Annotated in this window: 15 protein-coding genes and 1 riboswitch; of the genes, 8 read left to right on the forward strand and 7 right to left on the reverse strand. The window is 70.7% G+C overall.

Annotated features, from left to right (window positions below):
• The first annotated feature begins 2 nt into the window (after window positions 1-2).
• Window positions 3-1,313: a sensor histidine kinase gene (locus AC5WRL_RS20580; RefSeq protein ID WP_496090090.1), complete on the forward strand. Its 1,311-nt coding sequence runs from the start codon at window positions 3-5 to the stop codon at window positions 1,311-1,313.
• On the opposite strand, the gene AC5WRL_RS20585 is transcribed toward AC5WRL_RS20580, so the two are convergent.
• Window positions 1,289-1,762, reverse strand: coding sequence for a GtrA family protein (locus AC5WRL_RS20585; RefSeq protein ID WP_496090091.1), 474 nt, complete (start codon window positions 1,760-1,762; stop codon window positions 1,289-1,291). The two genes, AC5WRL_RS20580 and AC5WRL_RS20585, sit on opposite strands and share 25 nt — an antisense overlap.
• Window positions 1,763-1,953: 191 nt before the next feature.
• Between AC5WRL_RS20585 and AC5WRL_RS20590 the strand changes: the two genes are divergently transcribed.
• From AC5WRL_RS20590 to AC5WRL_RS20605, 4 genes are all read left to right on the forward strand, one after another.
• Complete coding sequence (locus tag AC5WRL_RS20590; protein ID WP_496090092.1) at window positions 1,954-3,105, forward strand: 5-(carboxyamino)imidazole ribonucleotide synthase; 1,152 nt, start codon at window positions 1,954-1,956, stop codon at window positions 3,103-3,105.
• The gene (gene purE, locus AC5WRL_RS20595; protein ID WP_496090093.1) at window positions 3,102-3,653 is read left to right on the forward strand and encodes a 5-(carboxyamino)imidazole ribonucleotide mutase; all 552 of its coding nucleotides are present in this window, start codon (window positions 3,102-3,104) and stop codon (window positions 3,651-3,653) included. Before AC5WRL_RS20590 ends, purE begins: the two co-directional genes overlap by 4 nt.
• On the forward strand, window positions 3,650-4,837 hold the full coding sequence (locus AC5WRL_RS20600) for a dipeptidase (protein ID WP_496090094.1): 1,188 nt from the start codon (window positions 3,650-3,652) through the stop codon (window positions 4,835-4,837). The genes purE and AC5WRL_RS20600 overlap by 4 nt, the downstream gene beginning before the upstream one ends.
• Window positions 4,838-5,160: 323 nt before the next feature.
• A riboswitch (cyclic di-AMP (ydaO/yuaA leader) is annotated at window positions 5,161-5,340 on the forward strand.
• Between the two features lie 5 nt (window positions 5,341-5,345).
• Window positions 5,346-6,143: a M23 family metallopeptidase gene (locus AC5WRL_RS20605; RefSeq protein WP_496090095.1), complete on the forward strand. Its 798-nt coding sequence runs from the start codon at window positions 5,346-5,348 to the stop codon at window positions 6,141-6,143.
• Window positions 6,144-6,195: 52 nt separating this feature from the next.
• Here the strand turns inward: AC5WRL_RS20605 and AC5WRL_RS20610 are convergent, their stop codons facing one another.
• Both AC5WRL_RS20610 and AC5WRL_RS20615 read right to left on the reverse strand, forming a co-directional pair.
• Window positions 6,196-7,008 (reverse strand): ABC transporter permease, encoded by an 813-nt coding sequence (locus AC5WRL_RS20610; protein WP_496090096.1) that lies wholly within the window; start codon window positions 7,006-7,008, stop codon window positions 6,196-6,198.
• Window positions 7,005-7,976 carry an ATP-binding cassette domain-containing protein gene (locus AC5WRL_RS20615; RefSeq protein ID WP_496090097.1) on the reverse strand — a complete coding sequence of 324 codons (972 nt, stop codon included), beginning with the start codon at window positions 7,974-7,976 and terminating at the stop codon, window positions 7,005-7,007. Before AC5WRL_RS20615 ends, AC5WRL_RS20610 begins: the two co-directional genes overlap by 4 nt.
• A 116-nt stretch (window positions 7,977-8,092) precedes the next feature.
• Here AC5WRL_RS20615 and AC5WRL_RS20620 point away from each other — a divergent pair, with 116 nt between their 5' ends.
• From AC5WRL_RS20620 to AC5WRL_RS20630, 3 genes are all read left to right on the forward strand, one after another.
• Window positions 8,093-8,842 carry a TetR/AcrR family transcriptional regulator gene (locus AC5WRL_RS20620; RefSeq protein ID WP_496090098.1) on the forward strand — a complete coding sequence of 250 codons (750 nt, stop codon included), beginning with the start codon at window positions 8,093-8,095 and terminating at the stop codon, window positions 8,840-8,842.
• Window positions 8,843-8,934: 92 nt separating this feature from the next.
• Window positions 8,935-9,243 (forward strand): DUF397 domain-containing protein, encoded by a 309-nt coding sequence (locus tag AC5WRL_RS20625; protein ID WP_496090099.1) that lies wholly within the window; start codon window positions 8,935-8,937, stop codon window positions 9,241-9,243.
• Window positions 9,228-10,424 (forward strand): UDP-N-acetylglucosamine--N-acetylmuramyl-(pentapeptide) pyrophosphoryl-undecaprenol N-acetylglucosamine transferase, encoded by a 1,197-nt coding sequence (locus tag AC5WRL_RS20630; protein WP_496090100.1) that lies wholly within the window; start codon window positions 9,228-9,230, stop codon window positions 10,422-10,424. The genes AC5WRL_RS20625 and AC5WRL_RS20630 overlap by 16 nt, the downstream gene beginning before the upstream one ends.
• Window positions 10,425-10,430: 6 nt before the next feature.
• On the opposite strand, the gene AC5WRL_RS20635 is transcribed toward AC5WRL_RS20630, so the two are convergent.
• Genes AC5WRL_RS20635 through rfbB form a run of 4 tightly spaced genes read right to left on the reverse strand, consistent with a single transcriptional unit; the run spans window position 10,431 to window position 14,106 of the window.
• Window positions 10,431-10,898 (reverse strand): arsenate reductase/protein-tyrosine-phosphatase family protein, encoded by a 468-nt coding sequence (locus AC5WRL_RS20635; protein WP_496090101.1) that lies wholly within the window; start codon window positions 10,896-10,898, stop codon window positions 10,431-10,433.
• Window positions 10,898-12,055 carry a DegT/DnrJ/EryC1/StrS family aminotransferase gene (locus tag AC5WRL_RS20640; protein ID WP_496090102.1) on the reverse strand — a complete coding sequence of 386 codons (1,158 nt, stop codon included), beginning with the start codon at window positions 12,053-12,055 and terminating at the stop codon, window positions 10,898-10,900. Before AC5WRL_RS20640 ends, AC5WRL_RS20635 begins: the two co-directional genes overlap by 1 nt.
• The gene (locus AC5WRL_RS20645) at window positions 12,033-13,088 is read right to left on the reverse strand and encodes an ATP-grasp domain-containing protein (RefSeq protein WP_496090103.1); all 1,056 of its coding nucleotides are present in this window, start codon (window positions 13,086-13,088) and stop codon (window positions 12,033-12,035) included. The genes AC5WRL_RS20640 and AC5WRL_RS20645 overlap by 23 nt, the downstream gene beginning before the upstream one ends.
• Before the next feature lie 7 nt (window positions 13,089-13,095).
• Complete coding sequence (gene rfbB / locus AC5WRL_RS20650; protein ID WP_496090141.1) at window positions 13,096-14,106, reverse strand: dTDP-glucose 4,6-dehydratase; 1,011 nt, start codon at window positions 14,104-14,106, stop codon at window positions 13,096-13,098.
• Window positions 14,107-14,363 lie beyond the last annotated feature (257 nt).

Below are 14,363 nucleotides of genomic sequence, written 5' to 3' on the forward strand. Positions count from 1 at the left end.
CCGTGCGCCGCCGTCTGATCAATTCCACCCTCGCCGTCGTCCTGGTCGTCATCGCCGTCTTCGGCGTCTCGCTGTTCTTCGTGGAGGCCCGTTCGATCGAGTCGACCGCGCGCGACCGGCTCCAGTCGGAGGCGGCCCGGCTGGTCGCCGTCGTGGAGAGCCGGATCGCGGCGGGTGAGCAGGTGACGGCCGCGAAGATGGCCTCCTTCGTGCCGGTGGACCGCCATGTCAGCATCGAGCAGCCCGGCAGCCCGCCCATCACCCTGGGCGTCCAGCCGGGGGAGAACGCGCTCATCGCCACCGAGAGCGGAGTCAACGGCGAGACCGTCTCCGTACAGCAGCCGCGCAGCGTCGTCGATGACGAGATCACCCGCATTCTGATGATCATCCTGGTGGTGTCGCTGCTGGCCGTCGCCGCCGCCGCGCTGCTCGCCGTGCGGCAGGCCGCCCGGGTCTCCGCCCCGCTGACCGACCTCGCCGAGACCGCCGAACGGCTGGGCTCCGGCGACCCGCGCCCCCGGCACCGCCGGTACGGGGTCGCCGAGCTGGACCGGGTGGCCGATGTGCTGGACGGCAGCGCCGAGCGGATCGCCCGGATGCTCACCGCCGAGCGCCGGCTGGCCGCCGACGCCTCGCACCAACTGCGTACGCCGCTGACCGCGCTGTCCATGCGGCTTGAGGAGATCATCGCCACCGCGGACGACCGGGACACCGTGCAGGAGGAGGCGGCGATCGCGCTCACCCAGGTGGAGCGGCTCACGGATGTGGTGCAGCGGCTGCTGACGAACTCGCGCGACGCCCGTTCCAGCTCGGCGGTCGGCTTCGACATCGACGAGGTGGTGCTCCAGCAGATCGAGGAGTGGAAGCCCGCCTACCGGGGCGCCGGGCGGGCCCTGGTGCACTCGGGCAAGGCCGGGCTGCGCGCGGTGGGCACCCCGGGGGCGGTGGCCCAGGTGCTGGCCACCTTGATCGAGAATTCCCTGATGCACGGCGCGGGCACGGTGGCGCTGCGCACCCGCACCACCGGCAACCAGGTGGTGGTCGAGGTGACGGACGAGGGCCGGGGGGTGCCGGTGGAGCTGGGCGCGCGGGTCTTCGAGCGGACGGTGTCGGGCCGTAACTCCACCGGGCTGGGTCTTGCGGTGGCCCGCGATCTGGCGGAGGCGGACGGCGGACGGCTGGAACTGCTCCAGCAGCGGCCTCCGGTCTTCGCGCTGTTTCTGAGCCGGGAGGCGGAGTCGGGGCAGGCGGGGCAGGCGGGGCAGACAGGTCAGGCGGGTCAGACAGGTCAGACGGCGTCGGCGGGGGAGTGAGCGCCGGGGGTACGCTCCGGCGCGCGCCGCTTGAAGACCCAGGTGCGGTAGGACCAGAAGCGGAACGCCGAGGCGATGCCGAGCCCGATCACGTTCTTGGCGAGGTTGTCCGCCAGCACCGAGGTGAAGCCCAGGCCGTAGTGGGAGACGGCGAGCGCGGCGTTCTCCAGCACCAGGCCGGCGCAGGAGAACAGCACGAACAGGCTGGCCTCGCGACGCTGCCGGCCCTTGTCGCGGTCACGGTACGTCCAGTGCCGGTTACCGAAGTAGTTGGCGGTGATGGCCGCGCAGGTCGCCAGCAGCCCGGCGGTCAGCGGCTCGATGCCCAGCGCCTGGCCGCACAGATTGAAGACCACGACGTTGACGAGGAATCCGAAGGCGCCGACCGTGCCGAATTTCGCCGCCTCGCGGGCGAGCGGGGGAGGCGGCGGGAGCCTGATGAGGCGCATCGGAGCCTTTCACGGTCACGGCGAAGTCGTACAGAACATCGCATAAGCCTGCGATCATGCTAACCAGCTCCTTCGGCGGGGCGCCTGGCGAAGAGCGCGGCGAAGATCGTTATCGGTGCCGACGCGGGCGGCGGGCCCGCCGGTTCCGGGCACCCGCCGACCCCCGGCACCCGGCCGATACCCTGGGCACCGTGACATTTCCGGTAGTCGGCATGGTGGGCGGCGGGCAGCTCGCCCGGATGACCCACGAGGCGGGGATCCCGCTCGGCGTCAATTTCAAGATCCTCAGCGACACCCCGCAGGACTCGGCGGCCAAGGTCGTGCGGGAGGTCGTCGTCGGCGACTACCGCGACCTGGACACCCTGCGGGCCTTCGCCCAGGGCTGCGATGTGATCACCTTCGATCACGAGCACGTCCCGACCGAACACCTGCGCGCACTGGAGGCGGACGGCATCCCCGTACGCCCCGGCCCCGACGCCCTGGTGCACGCCCAGGACAAGGGCGTGATGCGGGCCCGGCTCACCCAGCTCGGCATCCCCTGCCCCCGGCACCGCATCGTCGCCGACCCGGCGGATGTGGCCCGCTTCGCCGCCGAGGAGCCCGGCGCCGGCTTCCCCGTCGTCCTCAAGACGGTGCGCGGCGGCTACGACGGCAAGGGCGTGTGGGTGGTGGACTCCGCCGAGGACCCGGCCATCGCCGAGCCGTTCCGCGCCGGGGTGCCGGTGCTCGCCGAGGAGAAGGTCGACTACGTGCGCGAGCTGGCCGCCAACGTGGTCCGCTCCCCGCACGGCCAGGCCGTCGCGTACCCCGTCGTCGAGTCCATCCAGGTGCGCGGCGTGTGCGACACCGTCATCGCGCCGGCCCCCGGACTCCCCGACGGGCTGGGCCCGGCCGCCCAGCAGCTGGCCCTGCGGATCGCCGCCGAACTGGGCGTCACCGGCCATCTCGCCGTCGAACTCTTCGAGACGACCGACGGCCGGGTGCTGGTCAACGAGCTGGCGATGCGCCCGCACAACTCCGGGCACTGGACCCAGGACGGCGCCGTCACCTCCCAGTTCGCCAACCATCTGCGGGCCGTCCTCGACCTCCCGCTCGGCGACCCGCGCCCGCGCGCGCCCTGGACCGTGATGGTCAACGTCCTCGGCGGCAACTACCCCGACATGTACCCGGCGTATCTGCACTGCATGGCCCGCGACCCCGGGCTGAAGATCCATATGTACGGCAAGGACGTGAAGCCGGGCCGCAAGGTCGGCCATGTCACCACCTACGGCGACGAGCTGTCCGAGGTCCGCGAACGCGCCCGGCACGCCGCCGACTATCTGCGGGGAACGATCGACGAATGAGCACTATCCGCAACGCGCCGCCGCTGATCGGCCTGGTCATGGGGTCGGACTCCGACTGGCCGGTGATGCAGGCCGCCGCGCACGCGCTCGACGAGTTCGAGGTGCCGTACGAGGCGGACGTGGTCTCCGCGCACCGTATGCCGCGCGAGATGGTCGAGTACGGGGAGCGGGCCGCCGGCCGCGGGCTGAAGGCCATCATCGCGGGCGCGGGCGGCGCCGCCCATCTGCCGGGCATGCTGGCCTCCCTCACCCCGCTGCCGGTCATCGGCGTACCGGTGCCGTTCACGCACCTGGACGGCATGGACTCGCTGCTGTCCATCGTGCAGATGCCGGCCGGGGTACCGGTGGCCACCGTCTCGGTCGGCGGCGCCCGCAACGCCGGGCTGCTGGCGGTACGGATCCTCGCCGCGCACGACGAACGGCTGCGCGACCGGATGAGCGACTTCCAGCGGGTACTCAACGCCCAGGCCACCGAGAAGGGCCGCAAGCTGCGCGCCTCGCTCGGCCAGGGCCGGGGCTCCGACCAGGGCAAGGGGGCCGGCGCGTGAGCGACTTCCTGGCCCGGGCCCGGGTCCTGCTCGCCGAACACCCGGTGGTGGACGGCCACAACGATCTGCCGTGGGCGCTGCGCGAGCAGGTCCGCTACGACCTCGACCGGCGTGACATCGCCACCGACCAGAGCGCCCATCTGCACACCGATCTGCCCCGGCTGCGCTCCGGCGGCGTCGGCGCCCAGTTCTGGTCGGTGTACACCCGCTCCGACTACGCGGGGGACGCCGCCGTCAGCTCCACCCTGGAGCAGATCGACGTGGTGCGCCAGCTGCTGGCCCGTTACCCCGCCGAACTCGCCTGGGCCGGCACGGCGGACGAGATGGAGAAGGCGCGCGCCGAGGGCCGGATCGCCTCCCTGATGGGCGCCGAGGGCGGGCACTCCATCCACAACTCGCTGGCCACGCTGCGTGCCCTGTACGCGCTGGGCGTGCGCTACATGACGCTCACCCACAACGACACCATCGACTGGGCGGACTCGGCGACCGACGAGCCCCGGCACGGCGGCCTCAGCGCGTTCGGCGAGGAGGTGGTGCGGGAGATGAACCGGATCGGCATGCTGGTCGATCTGTCCCATGTGTCCGCCGATACGATGCGGGACGCGCTGCGCGTCACCGAGGCGCCGGTGATCTTCTCGCACTCCTCGGCGCGCGCCGTGTGCGACCACCCGCGCAACATCCCCGACGACGTACTGGCCGCGCTGCCGGCCAACGGCGGGGTGGCGATGGCGACCTTCGTACCGAAGTTCGTGCTGCCGGCGGCGGTGGAGTGGACGCGCCTGGCGGACGAGAACATGCGTGCGCACGGGCTGCACCACCTGGACACCACCGAGGCCGGGATGCGGGTCCAGCGGGCGTACGAGGCGGCCAACCCGCGCCCGGTGGCGACCCCGGCGACGGTGGCGGACCACCTGGACCACATGCGCGAGGTGGCCGGCGTCGATCACATCGGCGTCGGAGGCGACTTCGACGGCACGGCGTTCCTGCCCCAGGGGCTGGACTCGGTGGCCGGCTACCCGAATCTGGTCGCCGAACTGCTGCGGCGCGGCTGGTCGGACGCCGACCTGGCCAAGCTGACCTGGCAGAACGCGGTCCGCGTGGTGCGCGAAGCGGAGGCGGCGGCGGACGTCCTGAGCGCCCGGCGCGGCCCGTCGAACGCCACCATCGAGCAGCTGGACGGCTAAGCCAACCGATCATTTCGGACATTGCGAACATTGGGTGGGATAGCGCCGCTTGAGAAGGGGGCCGTGACCGACCTCACTTTCCGTCCCGGACGGGGCGTGCGCGGCTCGCGCCCGACCCCTCCGCATCTCCGGCAAGTGCGAATTTCGCCCCCGAAGTTGGCGGGCAAACGGGAATGATCGCCCAAAGGTGATCATTCCCGTTTCCCTTTTGTGATCAAGCGGCTGCCGCCCGCCGCCTGTTGTCCTGTCCGAATTAACGGGATTACGGTGCTTCCGCGTCGCACCCGCGGCGATCCGAGGCCGGACGCCCAATCCTGTCACCGGCCACGGAAACGCAGTCTTCCCCATGACAGGAGCGGGGGACCCACTTCCCGCCGGCCCGGCCCCCACCGGACCGGCTCGGGGTGAAGCCACCGCCGCGCGGCACCCGTCCGCACGGCAGTGGCCGGGCTACTTCTCCGGCCCGAACCCGACAGCTCACCTCGCAGGCGATGAGAGGAGCCCCCGTATGTCCGGACGCGGTCGTCACCGCGCCTCGCGCGCCCATCGCTTCACCCACCTCACCCGCGCCTCCGTGCTGCTGGCCGTCTCCGGCGCCGGCATCGCCGTGCCGCTGGCCACCGCCGGCGCCGCACACGCCGCCGACGCCCCGGCCGTCACCGCCACGTACACCGTCAAGGCGGGCGACACGCTCAGCAAGATCGCCCGCGATCTGGGCCTGGACGGCGGCTGGAAGGCCCTGTACGAGGACAACAAGGCCGCCATCGGCAGCGACGCCAGCCTGATCAAGCCCGGCCTGAAGCTGGAGCTGTCCTCGTACGGCGGCACCGCGACCGCGACCGGTGCCGGAGCCGCCGCCGACGACGCCGCGGCCACCCCCGCGCCCGCCCCGGCCACCGGCGGCTGGGTCTCCCCGATCGCCGACGGCGCCATCGCCACCGGCTACAAGGTGGCCGGCTCCATGTGGGCCAGCGGCTACCACACCGGCATCGACTTCCCCGCCGCCACCGGCACCCCGGCGCTGGCCGTGGGCGACGGCGTGGTGTACTCGGCCGGCGCCGGCGGCTCCTACGGCAACCAGGTCATCATCAAGCTCGCCGACGGCAACTACGCCCAGTACGCCCACCTGTCCTCGATCTCCGTGAGCGCCGGCCAGTCGGTGTCCGCCGGGGACCAGATCGGCGGCGTCGGCACCACCGGCAACAGCACCGGGCCGCACCTGCACTTCGAGATCAGGACCGGCCCCGACTACGGCTCGGACATCGACCCGCTGGCCTATCTGCGCGCCCAGGGCGTCACCCTGTAGCGCCGGTTCGTCCCGCCGTCCCCCCGAGGACGGCGGGACGAACACCGCGCCCTCAGCGGCTCAGCCGCTGGTACCTGCGCACCGCCAGCGGCGCGAACACCGCCACCAGTACCACCGGCCAGGCGATCGCCAGCGCCACCGCGTGCTCGGCCGGCCAGCCGCCGCCACCGCCACCCGCCGTCGCCGGGCCCGGGTTGCCGAACAGCTCCCGGATCGCCGACACCGTCGCCGACAGCGGATTCCACTGCGAGACCGTGCCCAGCCAGCCGGGCATCAGCTCCGGTGCCACGAACACGTTCGAGACGGCCGTCAGCGGGAAGGCCAGCGGGAAGACGATGGTGCCGACCGTGTCCGGGTTGGGCACCAGCAGCCCCAGAAAGATCCCGATCCACGTCATCGCCACCCGCAGCGCCAGCACCAGCGCCACCGCCAGCAGCGCGTACCCCAGGCCCCGGTGCCAGTTCCAGCCCACCAGCAGCCCGCAGACCACCAGCACCGCCATCTCCAGCAGCGCCCGGAACAGATCCGCGACACTGCGCCCGGTGAGCAGCGCCGAGCGGGCGATCGGCAGCGACCGCAGGCGGTCCACCACCCCGCGCTGCGCGTCGTGCGCGATCGCCGTGGCGGTGGCGCCCATCCCGTACAGCATGGTCATCGCGAACACCCCGGGCAGCAGGAACTCCCGGTACGCGCCGCCGTCCGGCACCTGCATGCCGCTGCCGAAGACGTAGCCGAAGACCAGCACGAACATGATCGGCAGCGCGAAGTAGAGCGCGATCTCCTCCGGCGCCCGCACCACATGGGCCATGTTGCGGCCGGTCAGCACCCAGCTGTCGGCCGCCGTCGTACGCAGCTTCCGCATCATGCCGCCACCTCCGCCTTCGCCGCCCCGTCGCCGGTGAGCCGGAGAAACGCCTCGTCGAGGGTGGGCCGCCGGGTGCCGATGTCCTCCACCGCCAGGCCGGCGTCGTGCAGGCCCCGTACCACCTCGGTCAGTGCCGCCACCCGGTCGGTGACCGGGGCGCCCACCCGCCGGGTGTCCGGGTCGGTGACGGCCGGCGCGCCCGCTATCCGCTCCAGCAGGCCGGCCACCGCGACCAGATCGGCGGCCCGCCGGGTGACGATCTCCACCCGGTCGCCGCCGATCCGGGCCTTGAGCTCGTCGGCGGTGCCCTCGGCGATCACCCGGCCCGCGTCGACGACCGAGATCCGGTCGGCCAGTTGATCGGCCTCCTCCAGGTACTGCGTGGTCAGCAGCACGGTGGTGCCGGCGGCGAGCAGACCGCGTACGGCGTCCCACACCTCGTTGCGGCTGCGCGGGTCGAGGCCGGTGGTGGGCTCGTCGAGGAAGAGCACCCGGGGGGTACGGATGATGCTGGCCGCCAGGTCGAGCCGGCGCCGCATGCCGCCCGAGTACGCGCCGGCGGACTTGCCGGCCGCGGCGGTGAGGCCGAACCGCTCCAGCAGCTCGTCGGCGCGCCGCCCGGCGGCCCGCTTGGACATCCGGTGCAGCCGCCCGAACAGCACCAGGTTCTGCCGGCCGCTGAGCGTCTCGTCGACGGCGGCGTACTGGCCGGTGAGCCCGATGACCTCGCGGACCCGGGCCGGCTCGCGCGCCACGTCCAGGCCGCAGACGGTGGCCCGGCCGGCGTCGTACCGCAGCAGGGTGGCGAGGGCCCGGACGGCGGTGGTCTTGCCGGCGCCGTTGGGGCCGAGCACGCCGTGCAGGGTGCCGGCCTCGACGGTGAGATCGAATCCGTTGAGGGCGAAGGTGTCGCCGTACCGCTTGCGCAGCCCCTGGGCCACGATGCCGTGCTGGTGCCGCTCTGTCATGGGTGGTGCCTTCCCGTCCCCGAAACCGTGTATGGCATACACTACTGTCTACAAGATACACAGTTCTAGGATGGCGTCAATCGCGAAGAGCAACGGGAGAAGGAGCTGGAGAAGGCATGGCACGGCGCGACCCCGAGCACACGGCCGACCTGCTGTGGCGGCGACAGCGGCCCGGCAGCAGGGGGCCGCGCGGCTCGCTGACGGTGGATCAGATCGTCACCGAGGCGGTGGCGCTCGCCGACGCCGAGGGGCTGGCCGGGGTGACGATGGGCAAGGTCGCCAAACGGCTGGGGGTCACCACCATGTCGCTGTACCGGTACATCCCCGGCAAGGACGATCTCCTCGACCTGATGTTCGAGGCGGCGACGGGGCTGCCGGACACCTCACAGTGGCCCACCCCATGGCGCCCGCGCGTGCGCGCCTTCTCGCACGGCCAGTACAAGGTGCTCCTGGCCCGCCCCTGGATGCTCGACGTGCCGATCGGCACCCCGCCCATGGGCCCCAACAACATCGCCTGGATGGAAGCCGGCCTCGCCGCCCTGGACGGCACCCCGCTCACCCCCGACGACCGGATGGGCGTGCTCAGCGTCATCTCCGGCTACGCCCTGACCGAGGCCCGGCAGGCCGAAGTGGTACGCCGCGCCGCCCCCGCCACCGGGCTCGACTACACCCAATGGGGCGCCGCCTACCACAAGGTGCTGGCCCGGGTGGTGGCGGAGGGCGACTACCCGGCGCTGAGCCGGATCGTGACGGCCGGCGTCTTCGCCGACGACACCACCACCGAGGAGGAGAACTTCGGCTACGGCCTCGACTTCATCCTCGACGGGGTCGAAGCCCTGATGGAGACCCGGCGGGCGCGGCGCTGAAAAAGCATGTCCGCACTCGGGGGTGAATGAAAAAAAACCATTCATGAGTCACCTGGATGTCATTGATGGTGGCCGAACAGGATGAAGGAGCTATGAACACCGAACCGCGTGCGGCTGTTCATCTCGCCCGCGCCGTGTGGCGCAAGCCCCGCAGAAGCCAGGTCAACGGGAACTGCGCCGAGGTCGCTGACGGCTTCCCCGGCGTCGTCCCCGTCCGGGACACCAAGAACCCCGGCCCCACCCTCCTCCTGTCGGCGCAGACCTGGACCAGGTTGTGGACCACCTCAAGCGCTGAGCGCCAGGGCACGCAGGGCTGCTATCGTCCGCCGTGTTCACTGCCTCAGCCGCGGGTTGATCCCCGGCGTAGCCAGATGGGTTGTCTTTCGTGGAGAGCGAAGTGAACCGGCTCCTGGTGGATCCAGAGCCCGTTCTGCGCCTGATCGTGACGGGTGGCGGGACAGGTGGTCACACCTACCCCGCTCTGACTACCGTTCGCGCGTTGCGGGCGAGACTCGCGGCTGATGGCAGAGCGCTGGATGTCCTGTGGGCCGGAACGGCTGACAGCCTGGAGGCCCGCGTCGCGGGCGGTGAGGGTATCCGGTTCGTCTCAGTGGCCACCGGCAAGATCCGCCGCTCAAGTAATCCGCTGAAGATGGTCTCCCCGGCCAATATGCGCGACATGGGCAGGGTGCCGCTCGGCATCGCGCAGGCCCGCAAGATCGTCTCGGACTTCCGGCCCGATGTCGTGCTTGCCACGGGCGGTTATGTCGCCGTTCCGGTAGGACTGGCGGCCCGGTTGTGCCGCCGCCCCCTGGTGGTCCATGAGCAGACGGTCCGGCTGGGCCTGGCCAACCGAACGCTGGCGCGCAGAGCGACACGCGTCGCCGTGTCCTCCGAATCGACCCTGCCACTGCTGCCCGAGCCGGCGCGTGCGAGTGCGGTGGTCACCGGGAACCCCGTGCGGCCCGAGGTACTTTCCGGGCGGGCGGACAAGGCACTCAAAGCGCCAGGCCTGGAAGGCTTCGACCCGCATCGCCCCACCGTTTACGTCACCGGCGGGGCCCAGGGATCGCAGCAGATCAACACCCTGGTGCGTGACACCCTGCCGTGGCTGCTGTCCCACGCCAACATCATTCACCAGTGCGGTCCAGCGAATCTCACCGACCTCCAGCAGCACACTGCGACATTGCCCGCCGATCTCGCCGCCCGCTACCTGCTGACCGGCTATGTCGGTGCCGAACTGCCTGACGTTCTCGCCCTGGCGGACGTGGTGATTTCCCGGAGCGGCGCGGGAACACTCGCTGAGCTGACCGCGCTGGGCAAGGCTGCCCTCTTCATCCCGCTGGCCACGTCGGCCGGTAATGAGCAGGCGCACAACGCCCGCCATCTCGCGGAGTCCGGTGCCGCCGTCGCCCTGCTCGGTGAGGCGACACCGAAGACCCTTCGCGAAGCTGTCGAACCCCTGATCGCCGACCCCGACCGGCGCGGGGAGATGGCTGCGCGGGCTCGTGCGCACGGTCGGCCGGACGCCGCTGACCGACTGGCGGATGTCGTGCTGGCTGCCGCCGCAGACGGCCGGTAGCGGGTCCTATCGCAGGTGTCGGGCCGCGCCGGACTCGATGACAGCCGCGCAGGCGGCGAACGCGTCGTCGGGGTGTCCGAACGGATCGGGGACGTCCAGGCCGTCAACGTACAGCGCCAGCTTGGGCGCGGTGCGGTCGTCGGCCAACTCCCGTAGCTCTGCCAGGATCGCGTGGTCCATAGCCAGGATGAGGTCAGCCCACTCCATCAGGCCGGCGTCCACCTGGACCCCGTGATGGCCGGTGAGGTCGTAGCCGAGCCGAGCCGCCGCGACGATCATGGCAGGATGCGCCGGCTTGCCGATCCACTTGTCGCGCGTGCCGGCCGAGCGGACCTCTACCGCGGCGCCACCACGCCGGGCGAGGACGGCAGCGGCGAAAGGAGACCGGCAGTAATTCCCCAGACACACCGTCAGGATCCGTCGGCGGGCGGCTTCCGGGCCCGGGCCCGGACACGGTGGATCCTTGCCGGCCATCAGGACACCTCTGCGGTCATGGGATCGCCCACGGAGGCCAGCGCTCGCCCCAGCGCCACCACGACATGGTGTGCGTCCTCGTCGTTCATGGCCGGGTGGAACGGCAGGCTCAGCATCTGTGTCCCGACCGCCTCGGTCACGGGCAGCCTCCGGTGCCACGGAGCGAAGGCGGGTTGGAGATGGTTCGGAGGGTAGTGCACCCCCACCCCGATGGCCTGGTCCCGCAGGAGCCGGTGAACCCGGTCCCGATGGGGCACACGCACCACACAGTTGAACGGCACCGAATGGTTCACGTCCACGTCCACCAGGGCGGCGCCGTCCAACTCCCGCAACCCGGCGGCGTATGCGCGCCACAGGCTCTTGCGCCTGGCCTCGACGACACAGAACCGCTCAAGCTGAACACTGCCGACCGCCGCGTGGACCGAGGAGAGGGTGCCCCGCAGGCCGAAACCGTCGATGCGGTAGGAGGTGGTGCGGATACGCTCCGCCTGTGACCGGGCGATGCCCAGAAGGCGCAGTTGCCGGGCGGCGTGCGCCTCCCGGGTGTCACGGGGAATGATGGCTCCCCCTTCGAGGCACGTCAGGTTCTTGATCGGGCCGAAGGAGAAGCACGTGGTCGCGGTTCCGGTCGCCCCGACTCGCTTCGTGCCGGCCCAGGAACCGAAAGCGTGCGCGGCGTCCTCGATGACGGCGATCCCGCGAGTGGTGAGAAGGTGCTGGATGTCGGTGAGGTCAACCGACCGGCCCCCGTACAAGACGGGCATGACCGCTCGTGTGGACGGCGTGATCGCGTCCATCACGCTCTGACTCTCGACGCATAGGGTCTCCGGGTTGACCTCGGCGAAACGCGGGGCGGCTCCGCACGCCACGATCACCTGGATGGTCGCGGCGAAGGTCTGTGACGGAACAACCACGTCATGTCCGGGGCCGGCCCCGGCGGCGAGGAGGGCGATGCGCAGCGCCATCGTCCCCGAGGAGACCGCCACGACGTCCGGCACGCCCAGGAAGCGAGTCAGCTGCTCTTCGAATCGCTCGGTCCGTTCGCCGTGCCCGTACTGTCCGGCCCGCATGGCCTCCGTGGCCGCGTCGAGTTCCGGCCCGTGCAAGAACGGGCGCGCGTTGTGGGCCACGTCCCTAGTGGTGCTCTGGGATGCCATTCTCCGTGAACCTCCGGTGAGCGGTCGAGGGGAGCGAGGAGCCTGGGGTGGGCCGGTCTCCGATGGCCAGGGTTTCGACGTACTTGGTCAGGTACACCCCGGGCCGGTAGCTGAGGGCGTTGTGGTCCACGGGCAGGCCGGCCAGTCCGTTGAGCGCCTGGCCCACCAGGTCCGCCGCGGACGCCTCGCTGAGGGGGAAGGCGCCAGCGATCCGGGCGTTCATCTCGATCATGACGACGCGTGGCCCTTCGCTTCCGCTGTCTCGGATGAAGCCCTGCGCGCAGCACAATCCGACGATCCCTACGGCGGCCAGTGTGGCTTTCACCACGGCGGTGACATCCTCGTCGTGAAATGTCGCTGCCACCATCGACAGGCCGTTTCTGACCAGCAGCCGATGCCGCAGGATCACCGAAGCCCGGCCGTCGCGGTCGACGAGGCAGTCCGCGGTGAACTCGGTTCCGGTGATCCGTTCCTGGACGATGGGCTCCGGCACCAGCTGACACAGGATGTGCGCCTGCTGCGGGGTGGAGCAGTGGAACACGTTCTTCGAGCCCTGCCCATGACGGGGTTTGACGATCAGTGGGCGCCGGTCGGGGACATCCCCGAGCTGGTGAGGCAAGAAGGTGGGCGGGGTCGGAATGCCGTGCTCGGTGAGCACCGCGTGAAAGATGGCCTTGTCCGCGCAGGCGCGGACCGCGCGCAATTGCGGCAGCCACGTCCGTACGCCGAGTGCTTCCAGGTCACCGCGCATCTCTACGAGCTGTGCGAGTTCGGTTTCCACGGTGGGTATCAGTGCGTCCGGGCGCAACTCACGGCACAGCGCCAGCAACCCGGCGGCATAGCGTGGATCGCCAGCCGGCGCGGTGATGCGTGCGGTCACCGGCAGGAGTAGTCCGGAGGCGAGCGGGTCCGCGTCCGTTCCGATGACGTCGCAGCCCAGCCGCATCAGGCTCCTGGCCAGGTCGAACCCGGGGGCGCCGCCCACTCCGGTCACCACGATGCGTTTCGGACGCTCCACCTGGTGGGTCGGCATCGGGGTCTCACGCTCCCGTCTTGGCCGCGAGACTGATCTCTGCCCGGATCGTGCCGGGGTTCCGCAGCAGCGGCGCCCACCGATCGGGGTTGGCCCGATACCAGCGAACTGTCTCGGCCAGGCCGTCCTGAAGCGTCCGGGTGGGCTCGTACCCGAGCCCGGCGATCTTCGTCCAGTCCATCGCGTAGCGGATGTCGTTGGCTCGCCGGTCAGCTGTGTACTCGACGCTGTCCCAGCCCGCTTCACACGCGTCCAGCAGGAGTGCGGTCAGCTCGTTGTTCGTCAGGTCCGTCCCGCCGCCGATGTTGTAGACCGCCCCGGGTTCACCGTGGCGCAGCACCAGTTCCAGGCCCCCGCAGTTGTCGTCGACGTGGAGCCAGTTGCGCACGTGCTCGCCTCGCCCGTGCACCTGCACCGGCTTTCCTTTGAGGAGATGGGTGATGAACCGGGGGATGATCTTCTCGGGGTGCTGGCACGGGCCGTAGTTGTTCGAGGAGCGGGTTACGCACACCGGGACCCCGTAGGTGCGGAAGTACGACAGCGCCACCATGTCACTGGCGGCTTTCGACGCCGCGTAGGGCACGGTCGCCCGCAATGGGTCACCTTCCCGCGCTGCCCCCGACACCAGCGGGCCGTACACCTCGTCGGTGGACACATGCACGAACTTCTCGATGCCGAACCGCCGGGCGGCGTCCAGGAGGGTGTGCGTCCCGAGCACGTTCGTGGCCAGGAAGGCACCGGCTTCGAAGAAGGAGCGGTCCACGTGCGATTCGGCTGCCAGGTGCACGATGGAAGTGTGCTGCTGGGTGAGGTGGTCCACCAGCTCGGCATCGAGGATGTTGCCCTCGACGAAGGCGAGGCGCGGGTTGAGCATCGCCTCACCCAGGTTCTCGATGTGTCCCGCGTATGTCAGTGCGTCGAGCACGGTCACCGACGCGACATCGTCCGCCCGCAGCAGGCGCTTGACGAAGTGCGATCCGATGAATCCCGCGCCACCGGTAACAAGGATCTTCTCCATGGTAGGAACCCGTCTCGGAGAGTGAGAGATGGCGTTGACCGAGCCGATGAGGCGGGCCCGGTACTCCAAGGACACCGCCACGGTTGGCCCATGGACAGGGCAATGGGCGGTGGACGAGGTGGGCACGGTGTGGCACACCGGGTGAGCGTGCCCGCACTGGCCGGTGTAACTACACCGGATGAGTCGGATCAGTGACTGCCGCAGGGCCGTTGGCCGGTGCTAACGTCCCATCAGGGCCGTCCCGCAGGGGAGGGAAG

The organism is Streptomyces sp. NTD107 (genome assembly GCF_059510435.1).